General features: G+C 64.8%; 30 protein-coding genes. 10 read left to right on the top strand and 20 right to left on the bottom strand.

Translation table 11 applies throughout. The features are described 5' to 3' along the window. Positions 1–23 precede the first annotated feature (23 nt). Together EWH12_RS00440 and EWH12_RS00435 are read right to left on the bottom strand one after the other, a co-directional pair. The gene (locus EWH12_RS00440; RefSeq protein ID WP_066600840.1) at positions 24–206 is read right to left on the bottom strand and encodes a CsbD family protein; all 183 of its coding nucleotides are present in this window, start codon (positions 204–206) and stop codon (positions 24–26) included. Between the two features lie 84 nt (positions 207–290). Further along, positions 291–1448, bottom strand: coding sequence for a hypothetical protein (locus EWH12_RS00435; RefSeq protein WP_066604985.1), 1158 nt, complete (start codon positions 1446–1448; stop codon positions 291–293). Between the two features lie 150 nt (positions 1449–1598). Here EWH12_RS00435 and EWH12_RS00430 point away from each other — a divergent pair, with 150 nt between their 5' ends. Further along, complete coding sequence (locus tag EWH12_RS00430; RefSeq protein WP_129925349.1) at positions 1599–2666, top strand: fatty acid desaturase family protein; 1068 nt, start codon at positions 1599–1601, stop codon at positions 2664–2666. A gap of 181 nt (positions 2667–2847) precedes the next feature. On the opposite strand, the gene lptG is transcribed toward EWH12_RS00430, so the two are convergent. Both lptG and lptF read right to left on the bottom strand, forming a co-directional pair. Next, positions 2848–3948 carry an LPS export ABC transporter permease LptG gene (gene lptG / locus EWH12_RS00425; RefSeq protein ID WP_129925348.1) on the bottom strand — a complete coding sequence of 367 codons (1101 nt, stop codon included), beginning with the start codon at positions 3946–3948 and terminating at the stop codon, positions 2848–2850. Between the two features lie 3 nt (positions 3949–3951). Then, complete coding sequence (gene lptF, locus EWH12_RS00420) at positions 3952–5160, bottom strand: LPS export ABC transporter permease LptF (RefSeq protein ID WP_066600835.1); 1209 nt, start codon at positions 5158–5160, stop codon at positions 3952–3954. 130 nt (positions 5161–5290) lie between these two features. Here lptF and EWH12_RS00415 point away from each other — a divergent pair, with 130 nt between their 5' ends. Continuing rightward, positions 5291–5785, top strand: coding sequence for a DUF2141 domain-containing protein (locus EWH12_RS00415; protein ID WP_066600833.1), 495 nt, complete (start codon positions 5291–5293; stop codon positions 5783–5785). Positions 5786–5794: 9 nt separating this feature from the next. Then, positions 5795–6763, top strand: a complete 969-nt coding sequence (locus tag EWH12_RS00410) for a diacylglycerol/lipid kinase family protein (RefSeq protein ID WP_066600832.1) — start codon at positions 5795–5797, stop codon at positions 6761–6763. A 54-nt stretch (positions 6764–6817) separates the two neighbouring features. On the opposite strand, the gene EWH12_RS00405 is transcribed toward EWH12_RS00410, so the two are convergent. The 7 genes from EWH12_RS00405 to EWH12_RS00375 all read right to left on the bottom strand — a co-directional run bounded on the left by EWH12_RS00405 (position 6818) and on the right by EWH12_RS00375 (position 13517). Further along, positions 6818–7336, bottom strand: a complete 519-nt coding sequence (locus EWH12_RS00405; protein ID WP_129925347.1) for a DUF2239 family protein — start codon at positions 7334–7336, stop codon at positions 6818–6820. Positions 7337–7402: 66 nt separating this feature from the next. After that, positions 7403–8179 carry an exodeoxyribonuclease III gene (xth, locus tag EWH12_RS00400; RefSeq protein ID WP_129925346.1) on the bottom strand — a complete coding sequence of 259 codons (777 nt, stop codon included), beginning with the start codon at positions 8177–8179 and terminating at the stop codon, positions 7403–7405. Positions 8180–8311: 132 nt separating this feature from the next. Next, on the bottom strand, positions 8312–8638 hold the full coding sequence (gene erpA / locus EWH12_RS00395) for an iron-sulfur cluster insertion protein ErpA (RefSeq protein WP_066600826.1): 327 nt from the start codon (positions 8636–8638) through the stop codon (positions 8312–8314). A gap of 79 nt (positions 8639–8717) precedes the next feature. Further along, a complete protein-coding gene (locus EWH12_RS00390) occupies positions 8718–9455 on the bottom strand; it encodes a M23 family metallopeptidase (RefSeq protein ID WP_082678969.1) in 738 nt (245 codons plus the stop codon). A 107-nt stretch (positions 9456–9562) separates the two neighbouring features. After that, a complete protein-coding gene (locus tag EWH12_RS00385; protein ID WP_129925345.1) occupies positions 9563–10372 on the bottom strand; it encodes a ferritin-like domain-containing protein in 810 nt (269 codons plus the stop codon). Beyond that, the gene (gene bcp / locus EWH12_RS00380; RefSeq protein ID WP_129925442.1) at positions 10369–10830 is read right to left on the bottom strand and encodes a thioredoxin-dependent thiol peroxidase; all 462 of its coding nucleotides are present in this window, start codon (positions 10828–10830) and stop codon (positions 10369–10371) included. The genes EWH12_RS00385 and bcp overlap by 4 nt, the downstream gene beginning before the upstream one ends. Next, positions 10830–13517, bottom strand: a complete 2688-nt coding sequence (locus tag EWH12_RS00375; RefSeq protein ID WP_129925344.1) for a bifunctional [glutamine synthetase] adenylyltransferase/[glutamine synthetase]-adenylyl-L-tyrosine phosphorylase — start codon at positions 13515–13517, stop codon at positions 10830–10832. Before EWH12_RS00375 ends, bcp begins: the two co-directional genes overlap by 1 nt. A 60-nt stretch (positions 13518–13577) precedes the next feature. Between EWH12_RS00375 and EWH12_RS00370 the strand changes: the two genes are divergently transcribed. Both EWH12_RS00370 and EWH12_RS00365 read left to right on the top strand, forming a co-directional pair. Beyond that, the gene (locus tag EWH12_RS00370; RefSeq protein WP_330219408.1) at positions 13578–13796 is read left to right on the top strand and encodes a hypothetical protein; all 219 of its coding nucleotides are present in this window, start codon (positions 13578–13580) and stop codon (positions 13794–13796) included. A 106-nt stretch (positions 13797–13902) separates the two neighbouring features. Continuing rightward, positions 13903–14250, top strand: a complete 348-nt coding sequence (locus tag EWH12_RS00365; RefSeq protein ID WP_129925343.1) for a hypothetical protein — start codon at positions 13903–13905, stop codon at positions 14248–14250. A 3-nt stretch (positions 14251–14253) separates the two neighbouring features. On the opposite strand, the gene ypfJ is transcribed toward EWH12_RS00365, so the two are convergent. After that, complete coding sequence (gene ypfJ / locus EWH12_RS00360) at positions 14254–15132, bottom strand: KPN_02809 family neutral zinc metallopeptidase (RefSeq protein ID WP_129925342.1); 879 nt, start codon at positions 15130–15132, stop codon at positions 14254–14256. A gap of 146 nt (positions 15133–15278) precedes the next feature. Here ypfJ and EWH12_RS00355 point away from each other — a divergent pair, with 146 nt between their 5' ends. Both EWH12_RS00355 and EWH12_RS00350 read left to right on the top strand, forming a co-directional pair. After that, the gene (locus tag EWH12_RS00355) at positions 15279–16472 is read left to right on the top strand and encodes a DUF3734 domain-containing protein (protein WP_129925341.1); all 1194 of its coding nucleotides are present in this window, start codon (positions 15279–15281) and stop codon (positions 16470–16472) included. After that, on the top strand, positions 16469–17260 hold the full coding sequence (locus EWH12_RS00350) for a 3-hydroxybutyrate dehydrogenase (protein WP_066600810.1): 792 nt from the start codon (positions 16469–16471) through the stop codon (positions 17258–17260). The genes EWH12_RS00355 and EWH12_RS00350 overlap by 4 nt, the downstream gene beginning before the upstream one ends. A gap of 48 nt (positions 17261–17308) precedes the next feature. Here EWH12_RS00350 and EWH12_RS00345 read toward each other — a convergent pair whose 3' ends face one another. The 3 genes from EWH12_RS00345 to EWH12_RS00340 are packed head-to-tail and all read right to left on the bottom strand — an operon-like array spanning position 17309 to position 17994. Further along, the gene (locus tag EWH12_RS00345) at positions 17309–17596 is read right to left on the bottom strand and encodes a hypothetical protein (protein ID WP_129925340.1); all 288 of its coding nucleotides are present in this window, start codon (positions 17594–17596) and stop codon (positions 17309–17311) included. Positions 17597–17598: 2 nt separating this feature from the next. Further along, positions 17599–17727 (bottom strand): hypothetical protein, encoded by a 129-nt coding sequence (locus EWH12_RS22860; protein WP_269076424.1) that lies wholly within the window; start codon positions 17725–17727, stop codon positions 17599–17601. Between the two features lie 27 nt (positions 17728–17754). Next, the gene (locus tag EWH12_RS00340; RefSeq protein ID WP_242495909.1) at positions 17755–17994 is read right to left on the bottom strand and encodes a hypothetical protein; all 240 of its coding nucleotides are present in this window, start codon (positions 17992–17994) and stop codon (positions 17755–17757) included. A gap of 273 nt (positions 17995–18267) precedes the next feature. Here EWH12_RS00340 and EWH12_RS00335 point away from each other — a divergent pair, with 273 nt between their 5' ends. Beyond that, positions 18268–19620 carry an amidohydrolase gene (locus EWH12_RS00335; protein WP_129925339.1) on the top strand — a complete coding sequence of 451 codons (1353 nt, stop codon included), beginning with the start codon at positions 18268–18270 and terminating at the stop codon, positions 19618–19620. Positions 19621–19754: 134 nt separating this feature from the next. Then, a complete protein-coding gene (locus EWH12_RS00330) occupies positions 19755–20102 on the top strand; it encodes a hypothetical protein (RefSeq protein WP_207212337.1) in 348 nt (115 codons plus the stop codon). Between the two features lie 10 nt (positions 20103–20112). On the opposite strand, the gene bdcA is transcribed toward EWH12_RS00330, so the two are convergent. Next, positions 20113–20826, bottom strand: a complete 714-nt coding sequence (bdcA, locus tag EWH12_RS00325) for an SDR family oxidoreductase (RefSeq protein ID WP_129925337.1) — start codon at positions 20824–20826, stop codon at positions 20113–20115. A gap of 71 nt (positions 20827–20897) precedes the next feature. On the opposite strand from bdcA, the gene EWH12_RS00320 reads away from it, so the two are divergent. Then, positions 20898–21491, top strand: coding sequence for a TetR/AcrR family transcriptional regulator (locus tag EWH12_RS00320; RefSeq protein WP_129925336.1), 594 nt, complete (start codon positions 20898–20900; stop codon positions 21489–21491). 21 nt (positions 21492–21512) lie between these two features. On the opposite strand, the gene EWH12_RS00315 is transcribed toward EWH12_RS00320, so the two are convergent. The 4 genes from EWH12_RS00315 to EWH12_RS00300 form a co-directional block, all read right to left on the bottom strand. Continuing rightward, a complete protein-coding gene (locus EWH12_RS00315) occupies positions 21513–22502 on the bottom strand; it encodes a nucleotidyltransferase domain-containing protein (RefSeq protein WP_129925335.1) in 990 nt (329 codons plus the stop codon). Next, positions 22499–23362: an HprK-related kinase A gene (locus tag EWH12_RS00310; RefSeq protein WP_129925334.1), complete on the bottom strand. Its 864-nt coding sequence runs from the start codon at positions 23360–23362 to the stop codon at positions 22499–22501. The genes EWH12_RS00315 and EWH12_RS00310 overlap by 4 nt, the downstream gene beginning before the upstream one ends. Continuing rightward, a complete protein-coding gene (locus tag EWH12_RS00305; RefSeq protein WP_242495908.1) occupies positions 23359–23646 on the bottom strand; it encodes an HPr-rel-A system PqqD family peptide chaperone in 288 nt (95 codons plus the stop codon). The genes EWH12_RS00310 and EWH12_RS00305 overlap by 4 nt, the downstream gene beginning before the upstream one ends. 66 nt (positions 23647–23712) lie before the next feature. Continuing rightward, positions 23713–24873: a glycosyltransferase gene (locus EWH12_RS00300; RefSeq protein WP_129925332.1), complete on the bottom strand. Its 1161-nt coding sequence runs from the start codon at positions 24871–24873 to the stop codon at positions 23713–23715. Positions 24874–24912 lie beyond the last annotated feature (39 nt).

The raw sequence follows: 24912 nt of genomic DNA, 5'->3' as shown, positions 1-24912 counted from the left end.
GGCCTTTTTTCAACGGCCGGCGATCAGATCTTGTCGCCAAGCGCGCCCTTGACCGAACCGGCCACATCCTGCGCCGTGCCCTTGGCCTTCTGCGCCTTGCCTTCGGCTTCCAGACGCTCATTGTCCGTCGCCTTGCCCACGCTTTCCTTGACGGCGCCAGCCGCCTTGTTGCCAGCGGCCTTCAGCTTGTCGGTTGCTTCGCCCATGTCGTTACTCCTTCAGGGTGGTTGCAAGTTTCAACGATGCACCGCACAAAGGGTTGCCGACGATACGCAGGCGAAACGAAGCTTTTACAAAGGCTTTTCGTAAATCTGATAGATTTTGTTGACGGTGCTGTTGATCGCCTCGGCGATGCCGTTCATGCCCTGATTGTCGTCCAGCACCCAGCCGATCTCGCCCCGCGTCGATCCATAATCGGCAATCGCCTGACGACGGATGGTTTCGATCATCATGAAGGCGAGCTGGCCCGCCATGCGCGAGCTTTGCAGCCGCTGCACCACGCCCATCAGCGGCACCCGCATGGTGCGCGCCTGAGGCTTGCGCAGCCAGCGCAGCAGCTTGATCCAGCCGAAGGGGAAAAGCGCGCCATTGAGCGACTTGGTCGCTTCGTTGAGGTCCGGCAGCGTCATCATGAACGCGACCGGCTCGCCGTCCAGTTCGGCGACCATGATCAGGTCTTCGAACACGATCGGCTTCAATTTCTTGCCGGTATGCGCGATTTCCGCGTCCGTGATCGGCACGAAGCCCCAGTTGTTGCCCCAGGCGTCGTTCAGGATCGCCAGGATGATCGCGGCTTCGGCGTCGAATTTCGACTTGTCGACCCGGCGGATGCGGATGCGGTCGTTATTTTCGCCCGATTTGATGATACGCTGGATCAGCGGCGGAAAATCGCGCGTGATGTCCAGTTCATAGGTTTTGAGCTGCTTGACCGGGACGTAGCCCGCCCCCTCGATCATCGCCTGATAGGCCGGGCTGTTATGGCCCATCATCACCGTGGGGGGATGGTCATGCCCCGCGATCAACAGGCCCGGCTCTTCCCAGATCGACAGCGAAATCGGCCCCAATACGCGGGTCATGCCCTTTGCGCGCAGCCAATCCTCCGCCGTGGCGATCAATGCCTTGCCGGTCCCCGCGTCCTCCGCTTCGAACAGGCCGAAATTGCCGGTGCCCGGTCCCATCCCCTGTGCGACCGGCTGTTCCAGCGCGAGATGATCGATATGGGCGGAAATGCGGCCGACCACCGTCCCGCCGCGGCGGGCGAGAAAATATTGCGCCTCGGCATGGCCGAAAAAGGGATTCTTCCCCGGCGTCAGCAATTCCTTCACCTCCGCCTTCAATGGCGGCACCCAGTTGGGATCATTGGCATAGAGCCGCCAGGGCAGGTCGATAAAGGCCTTAAAGTCGGCCTTGCCGGAAACGGGAGTAATAACCAGATCAGTGTGCGCCACGGGTGCCGCCTTGAACAAAAAAGAAGTGCGGTGCAGTTCGCCCCTTGTTTGCGCAATGTCAATCATGCGGGGGAAACGGGCGCGTACCGCAAGCGAATATGTCATGGTGCTGCCATGATCTCAGCGCATTTGGAGGCTAGGACCGCCCGCATGACTGTGCATGATCCCATATTGGCCGCCGCCCAGCGCGCGCGCGCCGCCATCCCCGACGACACGGCGATGCTCCGCGCCGCGGCCGAATTGACGCGCGACTATGCGGTCGCCAATCCGCGCATCTACTGGCCCGACCTGCTGGCGTCCGCGCTGCTGGGCTGGGGCGCGATGGCCGGCGCGATTCTGGCGGAGAATGTGGCCGTGGCGATCGGCTGCGCGTTCTTTGCCATGCTGGCGCTGTATCGCGCGGCCAGTTTCATCCATGAACTGACTCATATCCGCAAGGGCGCGCTCCCCGGCTTCCGCTTCGTCTGGAACCTGATCGTCGGCATCCCGCTGATGATCCCGTCCTTTATGTATGAGGGCGTCCATACCCAGCATCATGCCCGTACCCGTTATGGCACTACGGAAGACCCCGAATATCTGCCGCTGGCGCTGATGAAACCCTGGTCGCTGCCACTGTTCATCCTCGTCGCCTCGCTGGCGCCGGTCGGCCTGATCCTGCGCTTCGGCCTGATCACGCCGCTCTCGCTGCTGATCCCGCCGCTGCGCGCCAAGGTGGTGGCGGAATTGTCAGCCCTGTCGATCAATCCCGCCTATCGCCGCCGCGCGCCCGAAGGCGATTTCGCCCGCATGTGGATGTGGCAGGAAGCGGGCGCTTCCCTGTTCGCGCTGGCGCTGGTCGGCAGCGTCTTCGCCTTCGGCTGGAAGCCGCTGCTCGTCTATATGGCGATCCATTCGGCGATGACCGTCATCAACCAGTTGCGCACGCTGGTCGCGCATCTGTGGGAGAATGAGGGCGAGCCGATGACGGTGACGGCGCAATATCTCGATTCGGTCAACGTGCCCCCGCCCGGCACGCTGCCCGCGCTCTGGGCACCGGTGGGCCTGCGCTATCATGCGCTGCACCATCTGTTGCCCAGCGTCCCCTATCATGCGCTGGGCAAGGCGCATGCCCGGCTGATCGCCACGCTGGACGGGGAATCGCCCTATCATCGCGGCAATTATCCGGGGATGCTGCCGCTGGTCGGCAAGATCGCGCGCAGCACGATGGCGGCGCGCTGAGGCGGATCGATTAATTTCCGTTGCCTGTTGAAACCTGATTTGGCGCGGCCTATATCGGGGTCGTTCCGGTCTCTTTCCCCTCCCCCTATGAGGATCGGAACGCCCCCTCTGGAGGCCCCGCGCGACGTCCCTTGGTCGCCGGGGCCTTTTTATCTGGCCGCCGGTTCCCGCCTCGCGGCCATCACTCTTCAGTCCTGAACAACACGGTTTCGCCGACCAGCAGGAACAGGAAGAAGGGCGCCCAGGCGGCCAGCACCGGCGGATAGGCGCCCAGGCTCCCCATCGCGAGCGAGAAATTGTCGGCGACGAAATAGGCGAAGCCCAGCGCCATCCCCAGCACCGCGCGCATGAATAGTTGGCCAGACCGGGCGAGGCCGAAAGCGGCAACCGAGCCCAGAATCGGCATCAGCAGCGCAGACAGCGGCCCCGACAGCTTGTGCCACAGGCTGCCCTCCAGCTCCGCGGTCGGCCGGCCGGCGTCATGCAAGTCCGATATCGCCGCTTCCAGTCCGCGGAAGGTCAGCGCGTCGGGATCGACCTTCGCCAGGGTGAACTGGTCCGGGCGGATGTCGCGGCCGAAACGGACGGTGCCGACATTGCGGACCGTGCCACGCGCCACGTCGAACTGGCGCGCATCTTCCAGCAGCCAGCTCTTGCTGGCGGCGTCATAATGGCCTTTGGGCGCCTGGACGATGGTCGTCAGACTATTATTGATGCGATTGTAGATCTGGACCTTGCGCAACTGGACTTCGGTGCCGCGCCCCGCCACGATCGCCGCGTTGACCAGGTTGTTGCCGTCGCGCACCCAGGGATTGCTCTTTACGCCGCTGTCGGGCGGAATCGGGCCATAGTCGACCGCCTGCCAGGCGCTGAGCGCCGCGGTCGAGCGGGCGACGATCCGTTCGTTGAAGGCGAAGCTGATGACCGATACGCCCAGCGCCGTCGCGATCAGCGGCGCCAATATCTGATGCGCGGACAGGCCCGCCGCCTTCATCGAGATGATTTCGCTATTCTGGTTGAGCGTCGCCAGCATCACCAGCGTGCCGAGCAGAACCGAAAACGGCAGGAAGCGTGCAACGATCTGCGGCGCGCGCAGACCGACATAATGCCACAATTCGGGGTCGCCATTGCCGGGATAGGACAATATGTCGCCCGAATTGCCGAGCAGGTCGAGCGTCTGGAGGACGACCACCAGCAACATCAGCACGGCGAAGGTGCGGGTCAGGAACAGGCGCGCCATATACCAACTGATCTGGCGCGACGGGAAGAAGTTTAGCTGCATGGGTCAGGCCGCTCCTTGCGCAGCAGGACGTCGCCGCCCGAAGCGCAGCAGTCGCACGATGTGCTTGCCAAGCTTGGAGAAGGCGACTTCGAGTGCGCCGATCGGCTGGCCGCCGGGTCGATTGGCGATCACATGATACATCCACAACACCAGGCCGGAGGCGAGCAGGAACGGCCCCCATAGCGCGATGATAGGATCGACCTTCCCCAGCGCGCCGATGCCTTCGCCATATTGGTTCACCTTGTGATAGGTCACGATGAACACGATCGAGAGGAATACGCCCAGCGCCGAGGTCGATCGCTTGGGCGGGATGGCGAAGGCCAGCGCCGCGAGCGGCAGCAGGAACATGAACACCACCTCCACCATGCGGAAATGAAAATTGGCGCGCACTTCATCCTTTAATTTTTCCGGCGTCGCGGGATTTTTTCCGATCACCATCAGTTCTGGAATCGTCTTTTCCCGATCGACATCGCGGCCGCGGAAATTCTCGATCTGCGGCAGGTCGATCGGCAGGTCATGGCTGGAGAAGGAGAGGATGCGCGGCGTCTTATATTTGGGCGCGTCGTTCACCAACACGCCGTTGCGCAGGCGGAAGATGATGACATCAGGATCGTCAGTGGCGAGGAAGGTGCCCTGCGCCGCCGTGACCGCGACCGATTGGCCATCGCGACTGACTGCGCGGACGAAGATGCCCTGGAGATTGCGGCCTTCGTCCAGGCTGCGCTCGATCCGCAGGGTCATGCGCTTGCCCAGATTGGTGAATTCGCCGACTTTGATCGAGGCGCCCAGCGCACCGGAGCGCAACTCGAATCGCAGCGCTTCATAGGCGTGGCGCGACAAAGGCTGGACGAAACCGACGATGCCGAAATTAAGCAGGGCCAGCGCAATGGCATACATATAAGGGACGCGGAGCAGCCGGCCGTAGGAAAGGCCGACCGCGCGCATCACGTCCAGTTCCGATGACAAAGCGAGCTTGCGGAAGGCGAGCAGGATGCCGAGCATCAGGCCGATCGGGATGCCGAGCGAGAGATATTCGGGCAGCATATTGGCGAGCATCCGCCACACGACGCTGACCGGGCCCCCTTCCGCCGCGACGAAATCGAACAGGCTGAGCATCTTGTCGAGCACCAGCAGCATCGCGGCGATCACCAGCGTGCCCAGCATGGGCACCGCGATCAGGCGGGCGAGATAACGGTCGGTGGCGGTCAGCATTCTCTAAGTCGTCGTCCCATCACCATGTTTTGGCCGCAAACCCATCTCATATGCGAGTCAGGTAGAAAAGCGGGGCGAACAGGGGTTTGTCCGCCGGTCGATATCGGCGGCTATAGCTTCCAGGAGTCTGATGGTCATGGTAAAAGTTGCAATGGGTCTGATGTCGGTCGCAGCGCTGGTCGCGGCGATACCGGCCATGGCCCATGGCGAGGAAATCGCTAACGATCTGGGGCGGTGCGAAAGCAGCGCCAAGGGGCCGGCCGTGCTGGTCGATGTGCGCGGTTTCGCCGCCCCCACCGGCAAGGTGCGCGTCCAGTCCTATCCCGCCACCAAAGCCGCTTGGCTGACGAAGGGCGAGTGGCTGAACCGTATCGATACGGCGGTGCGGCCGGCCAATGGCGCGATGCGCTTTTGCGTGCCGGTGCCCAAGACGGGCGAATATGGCATCGCCGTGCGGCATGACCGCGACGGCAATGGCAAGACGGACATTTCGCGCGATGGCGGTGGATTTTCCAACAATCCATCGATCAGCATCTTCAACCTGGGGAAACCGGGCGTGGAGAAGGCGGCCTTCCATGTTGGACCGGGCGTGACGAAAATCACGATCAACCTCAAATATATGTGATCCAAAGCCATGGTCTGCGTCGCGCTCCTGTCCAATCCCAAGTCCACGGGCAACCGGCAGACCCTTCCGCTGGTGCGCAGCTATTGCGCCAGCAACCCCGATATCTTCCATTATGAGGTGGAGCAGGTCGATCAGATCGGCCGGGCGTTTCAGACGATCGCCCGCGTCGATCCGGTCGTCATCGTCATCAATGGCGGCGACGGCACGGTGCAGGCCTCGCTGACCGAACTCTATCAGGGCGAACATTTCAAGGGCCGGGTGCCGCCGATCGCGGTGCTGCCCAATGGCAAGACCAACCTGATCGCGCTGGACCTGGGCATCCATGGCGACCCGATCAAAGCGCTGGAGCGGATCGTGGCGATCGCCAAGGCGGGCGTGGACGATCATGTCGTCGCGCGCGAACTGATCGCCCTGTCCGATGGCGCGGTCGGCAGCCGCCCGGTGCTGGGCATGTTCCTGGGCGGCGCGGGACTGGCCGATTACATGCTCTATTGCCGCAACCAAATCTATCCGCTGGGCCTATCCAACGGGTTAAGCCATGTCATCACCGCCCTTGCGGTGGTGTTTTCGCTGCTTTTCGGCATCCGCGCCAAATTCCTGCCGCCTTCGGGCAATCCGGTGCGGATATCGCTGATTCGCGACGGCCAGTTGGTCGGCCGTTTTGCGGTGCTGATCGTGACCACGTTGGAACGGCTTTTGCTGGGCGTGGACCCCGGCGACAGCCGAAGCGGCAATATGAAGCTGATGGCGGTGGACCAGAATCTCCCCGCTCTGCTGCGCCTGGTCTGGGGCAGCCTGTTCAAACGGGTGGGCAAGCACAAGATGCAGGGCATCCATCTGGAACAGGGCGACACGATCCGTATCGAAGGCGATCGCAGCAGCGTGATCCTGGACGGCGAGTTGTTCGAGGCGTCGGAAGGCAAGCCGATCGTGCTGCGGTCGACCCAGCCCGTGCCGTTTTTGCGGCTGGCGGCGTAGATTCTATAAAGTCCACATCCGTTCGCCCAACCGTGCCCGAACGGTTCGACAGGCCTACAGGAACGCCGGCGCCGCCAGCGCGCGGGCGTGGTCGCGGATGCCCGATGGCCAGTCCTGAGACAGCGAGTTGAACAGGTGTTCGTCCTTTGCATAGAGCGCCCGGATCGCCGCTTCATAGCCGGGCCGGTCGCCCGCCATCGCCGTCATGAAATGATAGGCCGCATCCATGGCCGCACGCGGGCCGGGCTTGTCCGCATCGGCCTTGCGCGCCGCTTCCACCAGTCGCCGGACCGTGGCGGATGCGCCGCCTGACTGGGTGGCGAGCCAGTCCCAATGGCGCGGTAATAATGTGATCTCACGCGGTTGCACCCCCAGTTTCGGGCGCCCCCTGCCCCGCGGCGCGACCGTTGGTCCAGCACGCAGGTCGATATCGACCTGTCGGCCAGTGGCGTCGTCGAACAGCAGGACGGACTGGTGGTCGTCGCCCATGGCGCGCAGCGCCTCGCGCACTTCGCCGTCGTCGCCGGTCGCGATCCACAGATCGCCTGCAAAAGCCGTCAATGTCCGTTCCATGCCGAATCCCCTTCGACATGATCATTATTACCCGGCATTAATTGCGTCAATATAATCCGGGTATAATTATGCCGGAAGCAGTTCCACCCAGGTCGGGGCATGGTCGCTGGCCTTTTCCCGGCCGCGAAATTCCTTGTCGACCTGCGCATCGACCAGGCGGTCGGCGGCGGTGGGGCTGAGCAGCAGATGATCGATGCGGAAGCCCGCGTCGCGCGGCCAGCTGTTCGCCTGATAGTCCCAGAAGGTCCACACGCCGCCGGCGGGATGGCGGGTGAGAAGCGCGTCGGTCCAGCCGTCGCCGAGCAGACGGCGATAGGCCTCGCGGCTTTCGGGCTGCATCAGCGCATCGTCCTGCATCGCCTTGACCGAGAACGTATCCACATTGCGCGGGATGACATTATAGTCGCCAGCCAGGATGGCGGGGATTTCCTCCGCCCAGATTTCGGTCGCACGGTCGCGCAGGCGCTTCATCCAGCGCAGCTTGTAATCGAATTTGGGACCGGGCTGCGGATTGCCGTTGGGCAGGTAGATGGACGCGACGCGCACGCCTTTCACATCGGCTTCCAGATAGCGGCTATGCTCGTCCTCCGGCTCCCCCTCCAGCCCGCGGCGCACCTCGATCGGGGTTTCGCCGCGCGCCAGGATGGCGACGCCGTTGAAGCCCTTCTGCCCGTGCCAGATCACGCCATAGCCGGCCGCCTCGATATCCTTGACCGGGAAGGTTTCGTCGCTGGTCTTGATTTCCTGAAGACATGCGATGTCGGGCTGCGTTTCGTCCAGCCATTCCAGCAGGCGGGGCAGGCGCGCCTTGATGCCGTTGATGTTGAAGGTGGCGATGCGCATGGCTGGCAATCCGTTTCGAATCTTATCTCACTGACCCGCCCATAGCATGAAACAGGCGCTCGCGAAGGTGGGAGCCCAGTCCCAACCGCCGAACCGGGCTCCCGCCTTCGCGAGAACCCGTCAATGAGAAAATCAGACCGAGAAGCTGGTCCCGCAACCGCAGCCGGCGGTCGCGTTGGGATTGGTCACTTTGAAGGCTGCGCCACCCAGGTCGGACACGAAATCGACGGCCGAGCCGCGAACCAGGTCCAGGCTGACATCATCGACCACCAGCGTCACGCCGTCGCGCTCGACCGACAGGTCGTCCACCTCGACGCCTTCGGCCAAGCCAAAGCGATATTGGAAGCCGGAACATCCCCCGCCCTCCACGGCCAGCCGCAAAATCGCGGGCTTGCCCTGCTTTGCGGCGATCGCAGCGACACGCGCGGCAGCGGAAGGGGTAAGATCAATGTCGGCCATGCTGCCTAGATAGGGTCAAGCAAAAGGCCCGGCAACCCATAGGGCGCCGGGCCTTGTACGAATGTCGGCAAAACGGATCTTAGTCTGCGGCCTGTTCCTGCGCCTTGGTCGGGCCGCCCATCGCGAGCGGCGGCTTGGTGTTCATCGCGACCAGATAGTCGGGGCCGGCGACGAAGGGCAGCGGGTTGATCGCGGCACCATCGACGCGGACTTCATAATGGAGGTGGCTGCCGGTCGAGCGGCCGGTCGAACCCATCAGGCCGATGATCTGGCCGCGTTTCACATAGCTATTTTCGGCGACCAGCAGCTTCGACATATGGCCGTAGCGCGTTTCCATGCCGCTGCCGTGCGAAATCTGGACCAGGTTGCCGTAGCCGCTGGCCCAGCCGGCGCGGCTGATGATGCCGTCGGCCGTCGCGTGGATCGGCGTGCCGATCGGGCCGGGAATATCGATGCCCTTGTGCATCCGGGCGGCGCGGTTGAACGGGTCGGACCGCACGCCGAAATTTGAGGTCAGGATCAGCTTTTCGACGGGGCGACCCGACGGGATATAGGCCGCGGTCTTGGCATTGCCATCAAGGCGCTGCAGGCTGGAGAAGAGGTTGGAGAAGCCGACGTCGGACGGGCCGAGCGCGCTGGTGTTGATTTCCGAAGCGTCGCCATAGGGGTCGTCGCTTTCGGTAGCTTGGACCGGGGCGGTCGCGCAGAGCGCGCCGACGATCCCGATGCTGGCCCCGATATTGGCAAAAATTGTCTTAACCTTGCTCGTTTGGAACCAACGCGAACCGCGAGCATTTACATTGTGAAGAACCGACATGCAGACCCCGACTATGTCACCGGAGGCTTATGCCCCTCGGCGCTTCCCGTGTTTAATTTATTGGCGACCTGGATCGCCCCCGCCGGATGCAGACTGCAAATCGCCGGTCATGTTGCAAGCGCGACGTAGAATTCTTCCGTCAGACCGGCCTGTCGACGCGCCGAGTCGTTGAACGGCGGCTTAACGCTGCCGCGAAAATGGCGTTTCACAAGCATTTGGTAATGATTGGCCGCCTCTACGCCCAATCTGTTCGTCGCCGCGATGAACCATTCCGTCCCGGCCGCGACGTGACGAATCTCGTCCATCATAATGCGTCGCAACATGCGGCCGGACGCCATGTCTCCCACCGCTTCGAACCGTTCGATCGTGGCGGGCGTGATGTCGAGCGCCCGCGCTTCCAGCACCATCGGCACGATGGCGAGCCGGGCGAGCGCATCGCCCGCCGTTTCCTCCGCCGCCTGCCACAGGCCATCATGGGCGGGCAGCGCACCATAATGGCTGCCCATCTGGCGCAGGCGGCGGTCCAGCAGCGCGAAATGCATCGCCTCCTCCGCCCCGACCTGCATCCATTCGTCGGTGAAAGCGGCAGGAAACTGCCCGCCGAAACGGCCGATCAGGTCGAAGGCGAGATCGATTGCGACGCATTCGATATGGGCGATCGCATGGAGCATGGCGATCCGCGCCCGATCCGAACCGATCTTGCCGCGCCGGGGCATCTGGCCGGGCGGCAACAGGATCGGCGTGGCGGGCCGCGCGGGCCGATCCGGCAAAACGACGTCGAACCGATGCGCCAACCGTCCCTGCCGCCACGCCCGCGCCACCGCGCGCGCAGCCATCAGCTTGGCGCGCGGATCGGGCGTCAGCAGGACATGGGCGCACCCCGCGCCCACGCTCGTCACGACAATGGGCAGGGTCAAAGCGCCTGCACCGCCTCCAGCACCTCTGCGGCGTGGCCCTTGACCTTCACCTTGGGCCAGATCCGCAGGATCGCGCCGTCCGCGCCGACCAGGAAGGTCGCGCGCTCTATCCCCATATATTTGCGGCCATAGAGCGACTTTTCGACCCAGGTACCGAACGCCTCGCAAGCGGCGCCTGATTCGTCGGAGGCGAGGATGACGCGCAGGCCATATTTGTCGGCGAATTTCTTGAGCTTGCCCGGCTTGTCCTTGGAAATACCCACGATCGGCACGCCAGCAGCGGCGAAATCATCGGCCAGCGCGGTGAAATCTTTCGCCTCGTTGGTGCAGCCGGGCGTGTCCGCCTTGGGATAGAAATAGACGACCAGCGGCTTGCCCTGATAAGCGTCCAGCGTGAAATCCACGCCGTCGGCGTCGGTCAGCGTCACGGCGGGGACCGACATACCCTGTTCCAGCATCATAGTTCCTCCTGATAGGGCGCGGCGAGCGCGGCCCAGGCCTCGCCCACGCATTGCCGCGCCTTGGCATAGCTTGCAAGCAGCCCGCCCCAATCGGCCACGCCGCAGGCGCGGGCGACCAGCGGCCGCGTCGCCTCCGCCGGCTCGGTCGATTTGGGCGACACCAAACGCGACACCACCAGATAGCGGGTGATGAGGTCATGCGCGGCGATCAAGTCGGCAGGCAGATGGCCGGACGAGACCAATTCGGCCAGCGCCTGGCCCAAATCCGGGTCAAATGCCATGCCGTGGCGGAACTGGTTCACATGGATTAGAAATTCCAGATCGACGAGGCCGCCCGGCACGAGTTTGACGTCGAGGTCGCTGGCCGGCGGCTTATGCTTGGCGATGTCGCCGCGCATCTTCACTGCCTGGCGCGCCAGCTCGTCGAAATCGCGCGGACGTCGGAGCGTTTCGATCAGGACAGCGTCGGTCGCCGCGCGCGCGGCGGGCGAACCGAAGACAGGCCGGGCGCGGGTGAGCGCCAGATGCTCCCACGTCCAGGCGTCCTCCCGCTGATATTTTGCGAAACTGTCGAGGCTGACCGCCAATAGCCCCTGGGCACCCGATGGACGCAATCGCGTATCGACCTCATAGAGCGGGCCGAATGCGGTGGCGACTGACAGAGCGTTGGTGATGCGCTGGGCAAGGCGGTTGAAATATTGGGTTGCGCCCAGCGGCTTGCGCCCATCCGATTCGGTCGAGAAATCGCCGGTGAAGAGACAGACAAGGTCGAGGTCGGAGGCGTGGGTCAGCACCCCGCCGCCCATGCGGCCCAGCGCCAGGATCACCATTTCGCCGCCCGGCACCTTGCCATGGACGATTTCAAATTCGGCCACGGTGGCGGCGGCCAGCGCCTCGATCGCGGCTTCGGCGACGCGGCCATACCCCCTGCCCGCCTCCAGCGGATCGCCGCCTCGGATGATCTGCGCGCCCAGCGCGAAGCGGCGGTCGCCCACCCGCTGGCGCACCCGGTCGAGCAGCGCCTGATAATCCTCGCCCGGCTCCAATGCGCCCAGTTGCTGCGCCAGTTGCGGCACCGGCGGCGGCGGGTCGAAAGCGGTGGCGTCGATCAGGCCGTCGATCAGTTCCGCGCGGCGCCCCAGCGCATCGGCCAAAGTCGGGGCGTGGCTCAATATCTCGGCCAGCAATTCGACCAAGGCGGGGCGCGCGGCGAGCAGTTTGAAGAAGTTGATCGCGCTGGGCAGTCGACCGATCATGTCGTCCAGCCGGTTGAGCGCGCGGCTGGGGTCGGGCGCCTTGGCCAGAGCGCGCATCAGGCCGGGCATCAGCGCCTCCAGCGCCTCGCGCGACGGCGCGCTGCGCAGCGCCCGGACCGTGCCGCCGCGCCAGTGGGCGATGCGGGCGAGCGGGGTTTCGGGGTCGGCAAAACCGATCTCGATCAGTTGCGCCTTCAGCCGCTCCTCGTCCTGGGAGAGCCCGGCATCGTCCTTTTGCGGGCTCAGGCGATCATAGTTGCGGCCGACCCATTCCACATGCGGGCGCAGCAGGTCGAGCAGCGCCGCCGCGTCTGGCAGGCCGTGCAGTTGCGCGACATTGTCGAGGTTGGCGGCGGATTTTGGCAGTTCATGGGTCTGGTGGTCCTCCACCATCTGGAGCCGATGTTCGATGGTGCGGAACAGGATATAGGCCGCGTCCAGCCGCGCGGCGACGTCGCGGTCGATCACGTTCGCCGCCGCGAGCGCAGCCAGCGCCTCGCGTGTGTTGCCCGATCGCAGCGACGGGTCGCGGCCGCCATGGATGAGTTGATGCACCTGCGCGAAAAATTCGACCTCGCGAATGCCGCCGCGGCCGCGTTTCAGGTCATAGCCTGGCCCGAACGCCTGCCCCTGCGCATAATGGTCGCGGATGCGGCGGCTGATATCGACAATCGCGTCGATCGCGCCGAAATCCAGGCTGCGCCGCCAGACGAAGGGACGGATCTGGCGCATGAAATAGTCGCCCAGCGCAATATCGCCGGCCGCCGGGCGCGCGCGGATGAAGGCGGCCTGTTCCCATCCCATCGCGGTCGATTCATAATAGCCGATCGCCGCCTCCACCGGCAAGGCGATCGGCGTCGCCTCTGGCGAGGGCCGCAGGCGCAGGTCGATGCGAAAGACATAGCCGTCGCCATCGCGGGCGGTGAGCAATTCGCTCATCCGACGGCCGATGCGCACGGCGGCATCGGCCACATCCTCGCGCTCGCGATGCGGCAGGGTGGCGGGGTCGTAGAGCAGGATCGGGTCGATATCCGACGAGTAGTTCAGCTCGCGGCTACCATGCTTGCCCAGCGCAAGGACGACGAAACCGCGATGCTCGGCATCGGGATAGCGTTCCTGCATCACGGCGGCGAGCGCCTCCTCCAGCGCCTGGTCGGCAAAGTCGGAGAGGGTGCGGGTGACGCGATCCATGTCCCAGACGCCCGCCAGATCGGCGGCGGCCACCGCCAGCGCGATCGCCCCGCGACGGCGGCGCAGCGACCGGGCGACGCCGTCCTCCGGGCTGCCCGCCGCCAGCGCCGCGCCCAGCGCGCCGTCATGGTCGCCCGCCGCCAGCCGTTCGGTCACCTTAGGAAAACGGTCCAGCGCGCGCGCCAGAAAAGGCGAATGGCCCCTGATCCGGGCTTGCGTTTCCAGCCAGTCGGTCACGTCTGCTCTCCCTTATCTTCGGGCGCTATCGCTTGGGCTTGCGACGAATGCCAGAAACTTTTGGCCTACAAAGCCGTTCAGTCCTTCATGGACATCCAGCACAAAGTTGTCGGCCGATCGGCACCGGACCGCAAAAGCGGCGCCGGTCACATCGTGACCGTCGCCTTGCCGGAGCCTTATGAAGGTGTCGGCAACGCATTGCGTGCGACCTTTGCGCCCGGCAGAGACGCGGTGCCAGATGATATGTTGGCGTTGCTGACGAAGCTGGACCGGCACTGATCCTGCTCAGGTCGGCCTGTTCGATCAGGCCGAAGGCATGGCAGGGTTTTATTTACCCATAGCGGATAGAAGTCGGCGCTTATCTTTCCAGAAAAGTCGCACGCTCATGCTCTATCGCAATTTCGCCATCGCCACGCTGCTGGCCGCGCCGCTGATCGTCATGGCGACCCAGGCTTTCCTGCCCCAGCCCAACGCCCCGCAGCAGGACCAATCCGCTATCAAGCCCGACGTGCCGCCGCCGCCTCCCCCCGTGCCGGCTGCGCCGGTCGCGACGCCGGGCGCGCCTTCGGTAGAGGCTGCAACATCCTTCGGCCAGCCCATGGCCGGTGCGGATCAGCCCGCGCTGGCGCCCGGCGCCGGCCTGCCCGACACATCGGCCCCGCCGATGACCGGCGGCATGGCACCCGGCTTTTCGCCGCAGGACGCCCCCGCCGGATCGCCCAATTCGGAATAAGGGTCAGATCGCGCCCTGGAACGTATCGCACTGGGCAGGATCGCCGGTCGACAGCCCCTTGCGCAGCCATTCCGTCCGCTGCGCGCCGGTGCCGTGGGTGAAGCTTTCGGGCACAGGCCGTCGCCCGGCCGATTTCTGGAGCGTGTCGTCGCCGATCGCCTGCGCCGCGCGCATCCCTTCCTCCAGGTCGCCCGCCTCCATCAAATTCGTGTCGCGCGCGGCCCATACGCCGGCATAGCAGTCCGCCTGCAACTCCATCTTCACCTGCAGCGCATTGCCTTCCGCCTCGCTGGCGCGCTGCTGAGCCCTGCGAATCTTGTCCGACTCGCCGGTGATGGTCTGGATATGATGCCCGACCTCATGCGCGATGATGTAGCCGATCGGGAAATCGCCCGGCGCGTTGAAGCGGCTTTCCATCTCGTTGAAGAAATCGGTGTCGATATAGATGCGCTGGTCGGCCGGGCAGTAAAATGGCCCCATCGCCGATTGCGCCGCGCCGCAGCCCGACTGGCCGTTCTGGCTATAGAAGACCAGGGTGGGCGGGGGATATTGTTGCCCCTCCGCCTTGAAGATGTCGGTCCAGCGGAGTTCGGTCGATCCCAGCACCTTGAGCGAAGTGCGCTGTATGTCGCTCAGCGCGCCGGTCGCGGGTCGTTCGGTTTGCACCTGCTGTCCACCGCCGCCGCCGATCAGGCTCAATGGGTTCATGCCCATGACGACCATGATGATCAGGACCACGACGATCCCGCCGCATCCGAAACGGCTGCCGACCAACGGCAGCAACATGCCAAGCCCGCCGCCCAGGCCTCCGCCCAAACCGCCGCCGCCACGGCCGTCCTGCACCTCGTAATGGCTGCTTTCCTGTTCGTCGTCGAGCCGCATGGCGCCCTCCTTTTCTCTTGATCGTTGCCTACGCGATTCAATGTCTTCGGGGAACAGTCCGCCGACATGAAGGTTGCGGCGACAAGTGATTTGTTACGAGACATTAAGTTGGAATCATGACGCCAAAGACTATATTGCACTGCGACATGGCTGATATGGAACCCAAGGCGTCGGAAGCGAAACCGCTTCGCCGCGCGCGCACACCCCTTCCCCTCCCCCGCGAGGTCGCGTTGCTGTTGCAGGGCGGCGGGGCGCTGGGATCTTTCCAGTCCGGCGCCTATGAACGACTGGACGAACTGGGCGTCGATGTCAGCTGGGTCGCGGGCATATCGATCGGCGCGATCAACGCGGCGATCATCGCGGGTAACCTGCCGCATCGGCGACTCAGCCGGCTGAAGAAATTCTGGTATACCGTATCGGGCGGGATGCCCAACATGATCCTGCCGGAAATCGACCATATCCGCGAAGCGATGCATCTTGGGGCGGCGAGCGCTGTCGCCACCTTCGGCGTGCCGGGCATGTTCCGTCCGCGCCTGTGGCCCGCGCCGTTGATGCCGGAAGGCACGCCGGGTGCGATCAGTTTCTACGACAGCGCGCCATTGAAGGACACGCTGGACGCCTGCGTCGACTGGGATTTGCTGAACGACGGCCCCGTCCGCCTGTCGGTGGGCGCGGTCGATGTGGAAACGGGCAATTTCGCCTATTGGGACACGCGCGGTCCCGGCGGCAATACCCGGATCGACGCGCGCCACATCATGGCGTCGGGCGCCCTGCCCCCTGGCCTGCCCCCGATCGAGATTGACGGGCGCTGGTATTGGGACGGCGGCATTGTGTCCAATACGCCGCTGGCCCATGTCCTCAATCACCAGACCGAGGATATGCTGGTGTTCCAGGTCGACCTCTTCCCCGCCGAAGGGCCAATGCCGCGGCAGATGACCGACGTCTATTCGCGCATGAAGGACATCCAGTATAGCAGCCGCACCCGGCAGGTGACGGACCAATATCTGCGTCTGCGCCGCGAGCATGGCGCGATCAAGGCGCTGCTCGACAAGCTGCCGCCCGAATTGCAGGACGAAAACGAGGCGCAGGCGCTGCGCCAGTGCCTGGATCAGGGTTCAGTCAACATCGTCCACCTGATCTATCGGTCGCGCGCCTGGGAAAGCGGAGCGAAGGATTTCGAATTTTCCCGCTCGACCATGCTGGATCATTGGAGCCAGGGCCGCGATGCGGTGGAGGAAGTGATGCACAAGGGCGATCTGATCGCGCGCAACATCCTCGACGGCAAGAGCGCGACCTTCGACCTCGACGCACCGGATCACCTGAAGGAGAAGAAGGCATGAGCAAGAGCTTGGCGGGCAAGACGGCCCTTATCACCGGGTCCACATCCGGCATCGGCCTCGCCTATGCCAAGGTTCTGGCCGGCGAAGGCGCCAATATCGTCATCAACGGTTTCGGCGAGTCCGATGCGATCGAAAAGGAGCGCGTCGGGCTGGAGGCGCTGAGCGGCGCCAAGGCGCTTTATTGCGGCCATGACCTGACCAGGGTCGATCAGATCGAGGCGATGATGAGCCAAGCCGCCGACACATTCGGCGGCGTGGATATCCTGATCAACAATGCCGGGATGCAGCATGTCGCGCCGGTGGAAGAGTTTCCGATCGACAAATGGGATCTTATCATCGCGCTCAATCTGAACGCGGCCTTCCACACCAGTCGGCTGGCTATCCCCTATATGAAATCGAAGAAATGGGGGCGCATCATCCAGACCGCGTCGGCCCATTCTCTGGTCGCGTCGCCCTTCAAAAGCGCCTATGTGACCGCCAAGCACGGACTGGCGGGCTTCACCAAGACGGTGGCGCTGGAAGTGGCGACCGATGGCATCACCGCCAACTGCATATCGCCCGGCTATGTCTGGACGCCGCTGGTCGAAAACCAGATTCCCGACACGATGAAGGCGCGGAACATGACGCGCGAGCAGGTGATGAACGACGTGCTGCTGGCCGGCCAGCCGACCAAGACGTTCGTGACGGCCGAGCAGGTCGCGGCCACCGCCTTGTTCCTGTGCAGCGATGCCGCGGCCAACATCACCGGCGCGAATCTGAGCATCGATGGCGGCTGGACCGCGCAGTAGGAGAAAAATGCCCATCGGCCGTTGACCGGCCGATGGGCGTCATGGCTATCAGGTCGCCGCCGGCGTCAGCAGGCGCAGAACCGACTGCAACCCGTCTTCGCTGGTCGTCGCCAGCGCCAGCGGGCGATCGGCCAGCCCTTCATGCTGGCTGTTGAGGAACAGGATGGCGTCCGAGGCGCCCAGCGTCTCTATCGCCATGCGAGTGATGCGCCCCTGCCGTTCGGCGGCATCGGGGGCCAGACGCACGGCGTTGCGCGGGATGAAGCGCCGTCCGGACATGCTGCGCCCTCCGGTGGAGGGAGTTTGGGTCGGATCGGCAGGTATATCGTCCGCCATGCTCAACTCTTCAACGTCACGATGCCGACCACGCCCGGTTTGGTCGAGGGGTTGGACGCATTGCCCTTGGGTGGTTTTTCCGCCTTGGGCTTGCGCACTTCGCGGTTCGTTTTCTTCTGGCCCTTGGCCATGGTCGGTCCTTCCTGAAAATCAGTCGTTCAAAGCACAGCGCGCGCAGCGTCGTCTTCGGCGCGGAATTCGGCGACGATCGCCTCATCCTCCGACAGGACTGCGCGGGTGGCGCGGCGGCGTTCGGCGCCGGCGGCCAGTTCCGCTTCCCGTCCCCAGGCATTGGCCGCTCGTTGCGCGATCTGGCGGGCATTGGGCAGGGTTTCGGACGATGCGCGCGCCTGATGCAACGATTGCTGCGCAAGGCAGAATGCGGATGTCTGGGCCATGGGACAGGCTCCTTATTTTTCGAGCGATGGGGCTGAAATAAAGCGGCGGCAGGGGGTGCGTGAAGATCAGCGCAGACGCGGTCGCGCCGCAACAGGTTGAACCATCATAGAGACGCATGACGCGCCGGATCGTTCCTTTCGCTTGTGAAATGGTGCTTCGGCATGGCGATTTCAAGAAAGCGCCCTGCCAGCAGCGCCCGCGGCGGGCGAAACTCCCCCTTTAACAGTCGTAAAATCCCCTTATGCTTCCGCCCAGCAAGGGAGATTATCACTATGCGCCACGCGCTCACGGCCGTTCTGGCCGCCGCCAGCCTTTCGTCCATCGCCGCCGCCCAGACAACACCGGCCGCGCCGCCCCCCTCGCCCGCGCAGAGCGTCATCGGCGCTGCGGTCGCAAAGGACATGGATGGTCTGATGACGCTTTATCGCGATCTGCACGCCAATCCCGAACTGTCGTTGCAGGAAGTCAACACCGCGACCAAACTCGCCAAGCGCCTGAAGGCGCTCAAGTTCGACGTGACCGAGAAGGTCGGCGGCACCGGCGTCGTCGCAGTGATGAAGAACGGGTCCGGCCCGACGCTGCTGATCCGCGCCGACATGGACGGACTGCCGGTGGTCGAACAGACGGGCCTCGCCTTCGCGTCCAAAGTCCGCACCAAGACACCCGAAGGGGTCGAGACCGGCGTCATGCACGCCTGCGGCCATGACACGCACATGACCGCCTTTATCGAGACCGCCAAGTTGCTCGCCGCCCGCAAGGACGTGTGGAAGGGCACGCTGGTCATGATCCTGCAACCCGCCGAGGAAGTGGGCAAGGGCGCGCGGATGATGCTGGAGGATGGGCTTTACACCCGTTTCCCCAAGCCCACCCACGCCATCGCCTTCCACGACGCGGCCAATATGGCGGCGGGACAGATCGGCTATACGCCCGGCTATGCGCTGGCCAATGTCGACAGCGTCGATATTTTGGTGAAAGGCCTGGGCGGTCATGGCGCCTATCCGCAGACGACCCGCGACCCGATCGTGCTGGCGTCGCGGATCGTCACCTCGCTCCAGACGCTGGTCAGCCGCGAGCAAGACCCGCAAGACCCCGCCGTCGTCACGGTCGGCAGCTTCCAGGCCGGAGCCAAGCACAACATCATCCCCGACGAGGCGAAGTTGCTGCTGACCGTCCGCAGCTATTCGGACGAGACGCGCGAAAAGCTGATCGAGGGCATACGGCGGATCAGCCGCGGCGAGGCGATCGCGGCTGGCGTGTCGGAGGACAAGATGCCGGTGGTGAGCGTGAAGGACGAATTCACCCCCTCCACCTTCAACCCGCCCGAATTCGCCGAACAGATGGCGGGTTTGCTCAAAAACCATTTCCCCGACGGCCGCGTGATCAAGACGAGCGCGGTTATGGGCGGCGAGGATTTCAGCCGTTTCTATCGCGCCGACAAGAGCATCAACAGCTTCATCTTCTGGGTCGGCGGCGTGCCGGCCGAAAAGATGGCGGCGGCGCAGACGGGCCAGGCCAGCCTGCCATCGCTGCACAGTCCTTTCTGGGCGCCGGAAGCCGACAAGGTGATCGCCACCGCGAGCGAGGCGATGACGGTTTTGGCGCTCGACATATTGAAGAAGCCGTAAATCAAAGAGAAAGGATGGCGGAACAGATTTTTCCGCGATCCTTTCTCGAAAGTCATTTGCCAGTCAAAGTGAAAGCACCCTATGTCAAGGCCTTGATCGCATGTGAATTGGACGATCCGGACGGAATCATCTTCGTGCACGCCACCGGCGTATGGATGATCGCCGACATCTATCGTCATTATAGCCATCTCACCCTCACATCGGATGATCGGCGTCGTAACGGGTGGCCGATCCGCATATTGTCCGACGTCACCGAAGCGGAGCGGCAGGCGCCCGATATCGAGGCGCCTATCCTGTGGCATATGGATCGCACTGACCTGCCCACCGACCGGGCCGCTATCCTGGTCGCCAATGTCGCGGACAAACTCTATGTCCGCGCCCGCCTGGGCCAGGCGATCGTCGCGGCCCTCTCCTCGCAACCGCCCACGGAAATGCGGCTGATGTCCGACGACCTGCGGCCGCCGGGCATCGTCGCCGCCTGATCGCGGAATCTCAGGCGCCGAAACCGCCGTCGATCGTGTGCATCGCGCCGGTGATGATGCCGGCTTCCGGTCCCGCCAGATAAGCGGCCAGGCCGGCAATCTCTTCCCCCGTCGCATGGCGCTTGATCGCCATGAAGCCGTGCATCAGGCCGCTCATCGGGCCATCCGCCGGGTTCATGTCGGTATCGGTCGGGCCGGGCTGTATGATGTTGACGGTAATGCCGCGCGCGCCGAAATCGCGGGCCAGGCCACGAGCCATGCCCTGCAACGCAGACTTGGTCAGCGCATAGGCCGCCCCGCCCTCGAACGGCATCCGGTCGCCATTGACCGATCCGATGACGATGATGCGGCCGCCGTCGGGCATGTGCCGCGCCGCCTCGACCGCGGCATGATAGGGCGCACGGACATTGATGTCGATCATCCGGTCGATCGCGTCGGCATCCTGTTCCAGCGGGTCGCCCAGAATGGCGGCGCCGGCATTGACCACCAATATGTCGAGCGGTCCCTGCGCTGCGACGACATCGATCACCGCCTGGCGATCGGCCGCGTCGGAGCGGATCGCGCTGGCCCCGGAGTCTGCAGCCAGCGCCTGCGCGGCGTCATGCGACCCGGCATAGGTGAAGGCCACCTGCGCACCGTCGGCCGCGAAACGCCGTACGATGGCGGCGCCGATGCCACGGCTGCCGCCGAGAACGAGGGCCTTCTTCGAGGTGAAATCAGTCATGTCGGTCTTCCTTGTATTTTTGTAATGATCGCTATATAAATTGCTGATCGATTGGGTCAAGGAATTTTGTAGTGACCGTTAAAGAAAAATCGAAAAGCCGCGGCCGCCCCCGCGCCTTTGACCGGGAAGCCGCGCTGGATCAGGCACAGGCGCTGTTCCATGCGCAGGGCTATGACGGGGTCGGCGTGGCCGCGCTGGCGCAGGCGATGGGCGTCAATCCGCCCAGCCTCTATGCCGCCTTCGGCAGCAAGGCCGCCTTGTTCGATGAGGTGCTGGGCCGTTATGCGCGTAACGGCCTGCCGATCGACGCATTGCTGGCGCCCGGCGCGCCGCCCGCCGCCTCGCTGGGCACGCTGCTGCGCAAAGCCGCGCATATCTACGCCGCTGATCCGCAGACGGCCGGCTGCATGGTGCTGGAGGGCGCGCGCGGCGCGGATGCCGAAGCGGCCTGCTGCGCCCGCAACTGGAAGGCCGCAAGCGCGCAGCGGGTGCGCGACTTCCTGATCCCGACCCATGCAGACAAGGCGGCGGTCGTGGCCGACTATATGGTGACGGTGATGTCGGGCCTGTCGGCGGACGCGCGCGCGGGGACGCCCACGGATCGACTGGTGGCTGTCGCGGACATGGCGGGGCTGGCGATCGCGGCCATGTTGGACGATGGCTGATCGCGCGTCTGACTCATTCTCTTATTGCGGACGATGCCCCTTGCGCCATTTGATAAGCAGGTGCCGCGCCAGCATCAGCGGCGGCATCCGCAGCCAGTGCGACCGCACGAAGAAGGCGAAGACCAGCAGTTTGCGGCTTTCCCGGCCCCATCCGTCGCGCGCCAGCAATCGCGCGCGCACCAGTTTGTCCCACAGGGTCAGGCCCGCGCCCGAACCATAGATCGCGCCCGCCAGTCGTTGCGCCTGCCGCACATGGGGGACAAGACCGTGGCGCGTCGCGCGCGCGGCAAGCGCCATAGGATCGGCATCGGGCAGCAGGCAATATATGTCCCACAAGTTGCGCAGCCCGCCCTGCATGTCGCCGTCCGCGAACATATGCGCGACCGAATGGACGATCCGGTCCTCCACGGAAAGGATATATAGTCCATCGGTTATATGAACCGCATCGGCAATCATCGCCGCCGCATCCGGGGTCTGGCGCGCAGTCAGCGGCAATATGGTATGATGGACGTCGATCATCCGGTCGCGCTCGACATGAATCATCGGCGGCAGTTCATGCATCCACCGGCGATAATAGGCGTCGTCATAGGGGTCTTCCTTGACCCATTCCCATCCCGCCGCGATCAGCGCGCGCTCGACCGCAGGCATGGCGTCGCGCGGCACGAGAATGTCGAGATCGCCGATGAACCGCCCCTGCCCGGCGCGAAGGTCCGCCGCCACATAGGCCGCACCCTTGAGCAGCACCAGTTTGACGTCGAGGCCACGCAGCGCCTGCCCCGCCCGATCCGCCTCCCACAGCGCCTGCTGCGCCTCCCGCCCGCTGTCGCGCCGGGCGTCGTCCAGGATCGGCCGCACCGCGTCCGGCAGGGCGACACCCTCCAGCCGATAGGCGAGCGTCCCGATCAGCCGTTCCGCCCGCGCCGCGGCGAGCAGGCGGTTCCAGCCGTCCGCGTCGAGCGTCCCGGCCGACGCCGGATCGCGCAGCGTGCGCACCAGCAGCGCCGCGCTCATGCCAGTTGCTCCCACAGCCGATCGACCATGGCGATGGCATCGTCGCCGGAGGGGAAATCGATCGCCCGCGCCGGGACATTGGCGACGAAGCGGGTGAGCGCGGTGAAGGCCGGCTCGCCCAGCGCGACATAATTGGTGGATGCCTGGGTCAGTCGCATGAAGATTTCGCCCTGCCCCACCGGCCGCACCGCCGCGTCATGGCCGAAACGGGGGAACAGCAGCAAAGCGGGCATTCCCCCCTCGCCCATGCGCGCCACCGCGTCCCCGCGCGGCACCATATGACGGATGTCGCCCTTCGCCGTTGCGGCCAGCAGCGGTCCCATGCGCGCTACGCCGACCGCCTGCGTCACCACGTCTATCGCCCGGTTCTTGAGGCTGACGAGTCGCGGAAAAGGCAGGATCGCGCCGCTGTCCATGTCGAGCAGCGCGAACTCGTCGCCCATGAAGCGCCAGCCGCGCTCCCCCAGCAAAGCCGCCAGCGTCGATTTGCCCGACCCCGATTCTCCGGTCATCACCAGCACGCGCCCGTCCTTCTCCACGCTCGACGCATGGAGCAGCAGGTGACGGCGCCAGCCCAGCGCCATTTGCAGGTTCATGCCCATTTCGGCCGCCAGCAGGCCGTGGGCCAGACTCATCGGCGCGGCGTCCGCCAGGCCATGGTCGCCGGTGATGAAGATGGATGGCCGCACCCAGCGCCGCGCCAGACTGGTGGGCTGGAGCCGAACGGTGAAGTCGGCGATCGCCCCGTCCATATCGGGATAGGTGGCATAGAGCCGGCCCAGTTCCGCGATCGGCTGTCGCCAGGCGGACCCGATGCGGAAGGTCGCCGGACCGATGCGCAAGGTAATGGCGTGTCTCATGCCGGGCGCACCAGTCCCAGCGCGACGAGCGCGTCGAGATGCGCGCCGATCTCCGCCACGGCGTCGTCCACCGGCCCCAGATTATAGTCGCGCGCCAGTCGGTCGTGCATCGCCTGCGCGCTCACCGGCGCGCCGTCGGCCATGCGCGCCAATATCTCCGGCACGGGGCTGATGACCATATGCGTCTGGCCCGATCGATGATGGTAGAGCAGGACGAGATCGTCGAGGACGCAGGTCGCCACCGCGTCCGTCTCGTCCCGGCGATAGGCTGTCGCTCCGTCCAAATCCGGCATCCCAAACTACTGTCCATGTCGCTGTAGCGCGAAAGACGTAGCCAAGTGCCTAACGCATCAGGACATCGCTGGCGACCGGACGGATTGCGGCGCAGGGGCGCCGACCAGACCCTCGAACGTGCGCAGATAGCGATCGAGCGCGCGCTGGACGCCATGGTCGCGCGTCGCCGCAGCCAGCAGCGCAGGCGACGCCGAATGCGCCAAAGCGCGTTCGATGGCCCGTGCAAAAGCGGCCGCATCGCCTACGCGCACCGCCGGATGCTGGCCGGCCTCCAGCAGAAGCGAGCGAATATTGGGCGTGCTGTCGGTCGCCACCACGCCCGCGCCGCAGGCCAGCGCCTCGATCAGCGTGGCGCACAACCCCTCCCAGCGCGACGGCTGGAGCAGCAGGTCGGTGCGGGCCATCAACGCCGCAAGGGCGTCGGGATCGCCGACATAGCCGGCGAAATCCACGCGATCGGCAATGCCCAGCGCCGCGCATTGCTGCTCCAGATTCGCACGAAGCGGCCCCTGTCCGGCGATGGTCAATCGCCAGTCGATATGGCGCAGGCGCGCCAGCGCGGCGAGCGCGGTCGCCTGATCCTTCTGCCGGGTCAGTCGCCCGACCATCAGCAACCGCCAGGGATCGCCGGACCCGCGCGGCGTCCGGGAAGCGCGGGCCAACTCCATCGCGGGCGTCACTGTCGGGCGGGGCAGCAGGCGAACGTCGCCGCTTTGCGCCAGCAGGGTGCGGTCATGCTCGCCCATGACGATGGTGAGGTCGCTCAGGCGCGCGATACTGCGGAAACGCATCAGCCGGGCCCAGGCGCCGGGACCACGCTGGCCGGGTCGCACGATGGGGTTGGAAATGCGGCCGACCGCCCTTGTATCGGTGCCCAGCGCGGCGAGCGCGACCAGCATGTTGCTCTGGTTGCCGGCCGAATAGAGGATATCCGGCCGATGCCGCCGGACCATCGCGGCGAGCGCGGGAAATTGCGCGATCATGGAAAGACGACGGACGCCGCCGGGCGCGGGCACGCGCCGCACGGTCAATGCGGGATCAATCAGGTGCGCGGCAGGACCATCGGTACGCGCCATCCACAATTCGACCGGCACGCCGCGCTGAAGCAGATGATTGGCGAGTAATATGGCGACGCGATCCAGACCGCCATCGCCCGGCTGGTACAGATAGACCGCCACCGAAAAAGCACGCTCCGCAGGGCGGCCGAACTGAAACATGGACTGTGCCTCGCCAAACATCGAACCATTTCAGGTTCG

Origin of the sequence: Sphingobium cupriresistens (genome assembly GCF_004152865.1) — a bacterium.
In the GTDB taxonomy this organism is placed as follows: domain Bacteria; phylum Pseudomonadota; class Alphaproteobacteria; order Sphingomonadales; family Sphingomonadaceae; genus Sphingobium; species Sphingobium cupriresistens.
Note: the sequence above shows the minus strand (reverse complement) of the source record. Positions and strands in the feature narration are given on the sequence as shown.

Coding starts and splice junctions, on each gene's coding strand:
- EWH12_RS00340 (WP_242495909.1), bottom strand. CDS start 17,994: ATGGCCCAGACATCCGCATTCTGCCTTGCGCAGCAATCGTTGCATCAG.
- EWH12_RS00335 (WP_129925339.1), top strand. CDS start 18,268: ATGCGCCACGCGCTCACGGCCGTTCTGGCCGCCGCCAGCCTTTCGTCC.
- EWH12_RS00440 (WP_066600840.1), bottom strand. CDS start 206: ATGGGCGAAGCAACCGACAAGCTGAAGGCCGCTGGCAACAAGGCGGCT.
- EWH12_RS00415 (WP_066600833.1), top strand. CDS start 5,291: ATGGTCATGGTAAAAGTTGCAATGGGTCTGATGTCGGTCGCAGCGCTG.
- EWH12_RS00310 (WP_129925334.1), bottom strand. CDS start 23,362: ATGAGACACGCCATTACCTTGCGCATCGGTCCGGCGACCTTCCGCATC.
- lptG (WP_129925348.1), bottom strand. CDS start 3,948: ATGCAGCTAAACTTCTTCCCGTCGCGCCAGATCAGTTGGTATATGGCG.
- EWH12_RS00410 (WP_066600832.1), top strand. CDS start 5,795: ATGGTCTGCGTCGCGCTCCTGTCCAATCCCAAGTCCACGGGCAACCGG.
- EWH12_RS00315 (WP_129925335.1), bottom strand. CDS start 22,502: ATGAGCGCGGCGCTGCTGGTGCGCACGCTGCGCGATCCGGCGTCGGCC.
- lptF (WP_066600835.1), bottom strand. CDS start 5,160: ATGCTGACCGCCACCGACCGTTATCTCGCCCGCCTGATCGCGGTGCCC.
- bdcA (WP_129925337.1), bottom strand. CDS start 20,826: ATGACTGATTTCACCTCGAAGAAGGCCCTCGTTCTCGGCGGCAGCCGT.
- ypfJ (WP_129925342.1), bottom strand. CDS start 15,132: ATGCGGCTCGACGACGAACAGGAAAGCAGCCATTACGAGGTGCAGGAC.
- EWH12_RS00345 (WP_129925340.1), bottom strand. CDS start 17,596: ATGGCGGACGATATACCTGCCGATCCGACCCAAACTCCCTCCACCGGA.
- EWH12_RS22860 (WP_269076424.1), bottom strand. CDS start 17,727: ATGGCCAAGGGCCAGAAGAAAACGAACCGCGAAGTGCGCAAGCCCAAG.
- EWH12_RS00365 (WP_129925343.1), top strand. CDS start 13,903: ATGCTCTATCGCAATTTCGCCATCGCCACGCTGCTGGCCGCGCCGCTG.
- EWH12_RS00300 (WP_129925332.1), bottom strand. CDS start 24,873: ATGTTTCAGTTCGGCCGCCCTGCGGAGCGTGCTTTTTCGGTGGCGGTC.
- erpA (WP_066600826.1), bottom strand. CDS start 8,638: ATGGCCGACATTGATCTTACCCCTTCCGCTGCCGCGCGTGTCGCTGCG.
- EWH12_RS00430 (WP_129925349.1), top strand. CDS start 1,599: ATGACTGTGCATGATCCCATATTGGCCGCCGCCCAGCGCGCGCGCGCC.
- EWH12_RS00390 (WP_082678969.1), bottom strand. CDS start 9,455: ATGTCGGTTCTTCACAATGTAAATGCTCGCGGTTCGCGTTGGTTCCAA.
- EWH12_RS00405 (WP_129925347.1), bottom strand. CDS start 7,336: ATGGAACGGACATTGACGGCTTTTGCAGGCGATCTGTGGATCGCGACC.
- xth (WP_129925346.1), bottom strand. CDS start 8,179: ATGCGCATCGCCACCTTCAACATCAACGGCATCAAGGCGCGCCTGCCC.
- EWH12_RS00350 (WP_066600810.1), top strand. CDS start 16,469: ATGAGCAAGAGCTTGGCGGGCAAGACGGCCCTTATCACCGGGTCCACA.
- EWH12_RS00355 (WP_129925341.1), top strand. CDS start 15,279: ATGGCTGATATGGAACCCAAGGCGTCGGAAGCGAAACCGCTTCGCCGC.
- bcp (WP_129925442.1), bottom strand. CDS start 10,830: ATGCTGGAACAGGGTATGTCGGTCCCCGCCGTGACGCTGACCGACGCC.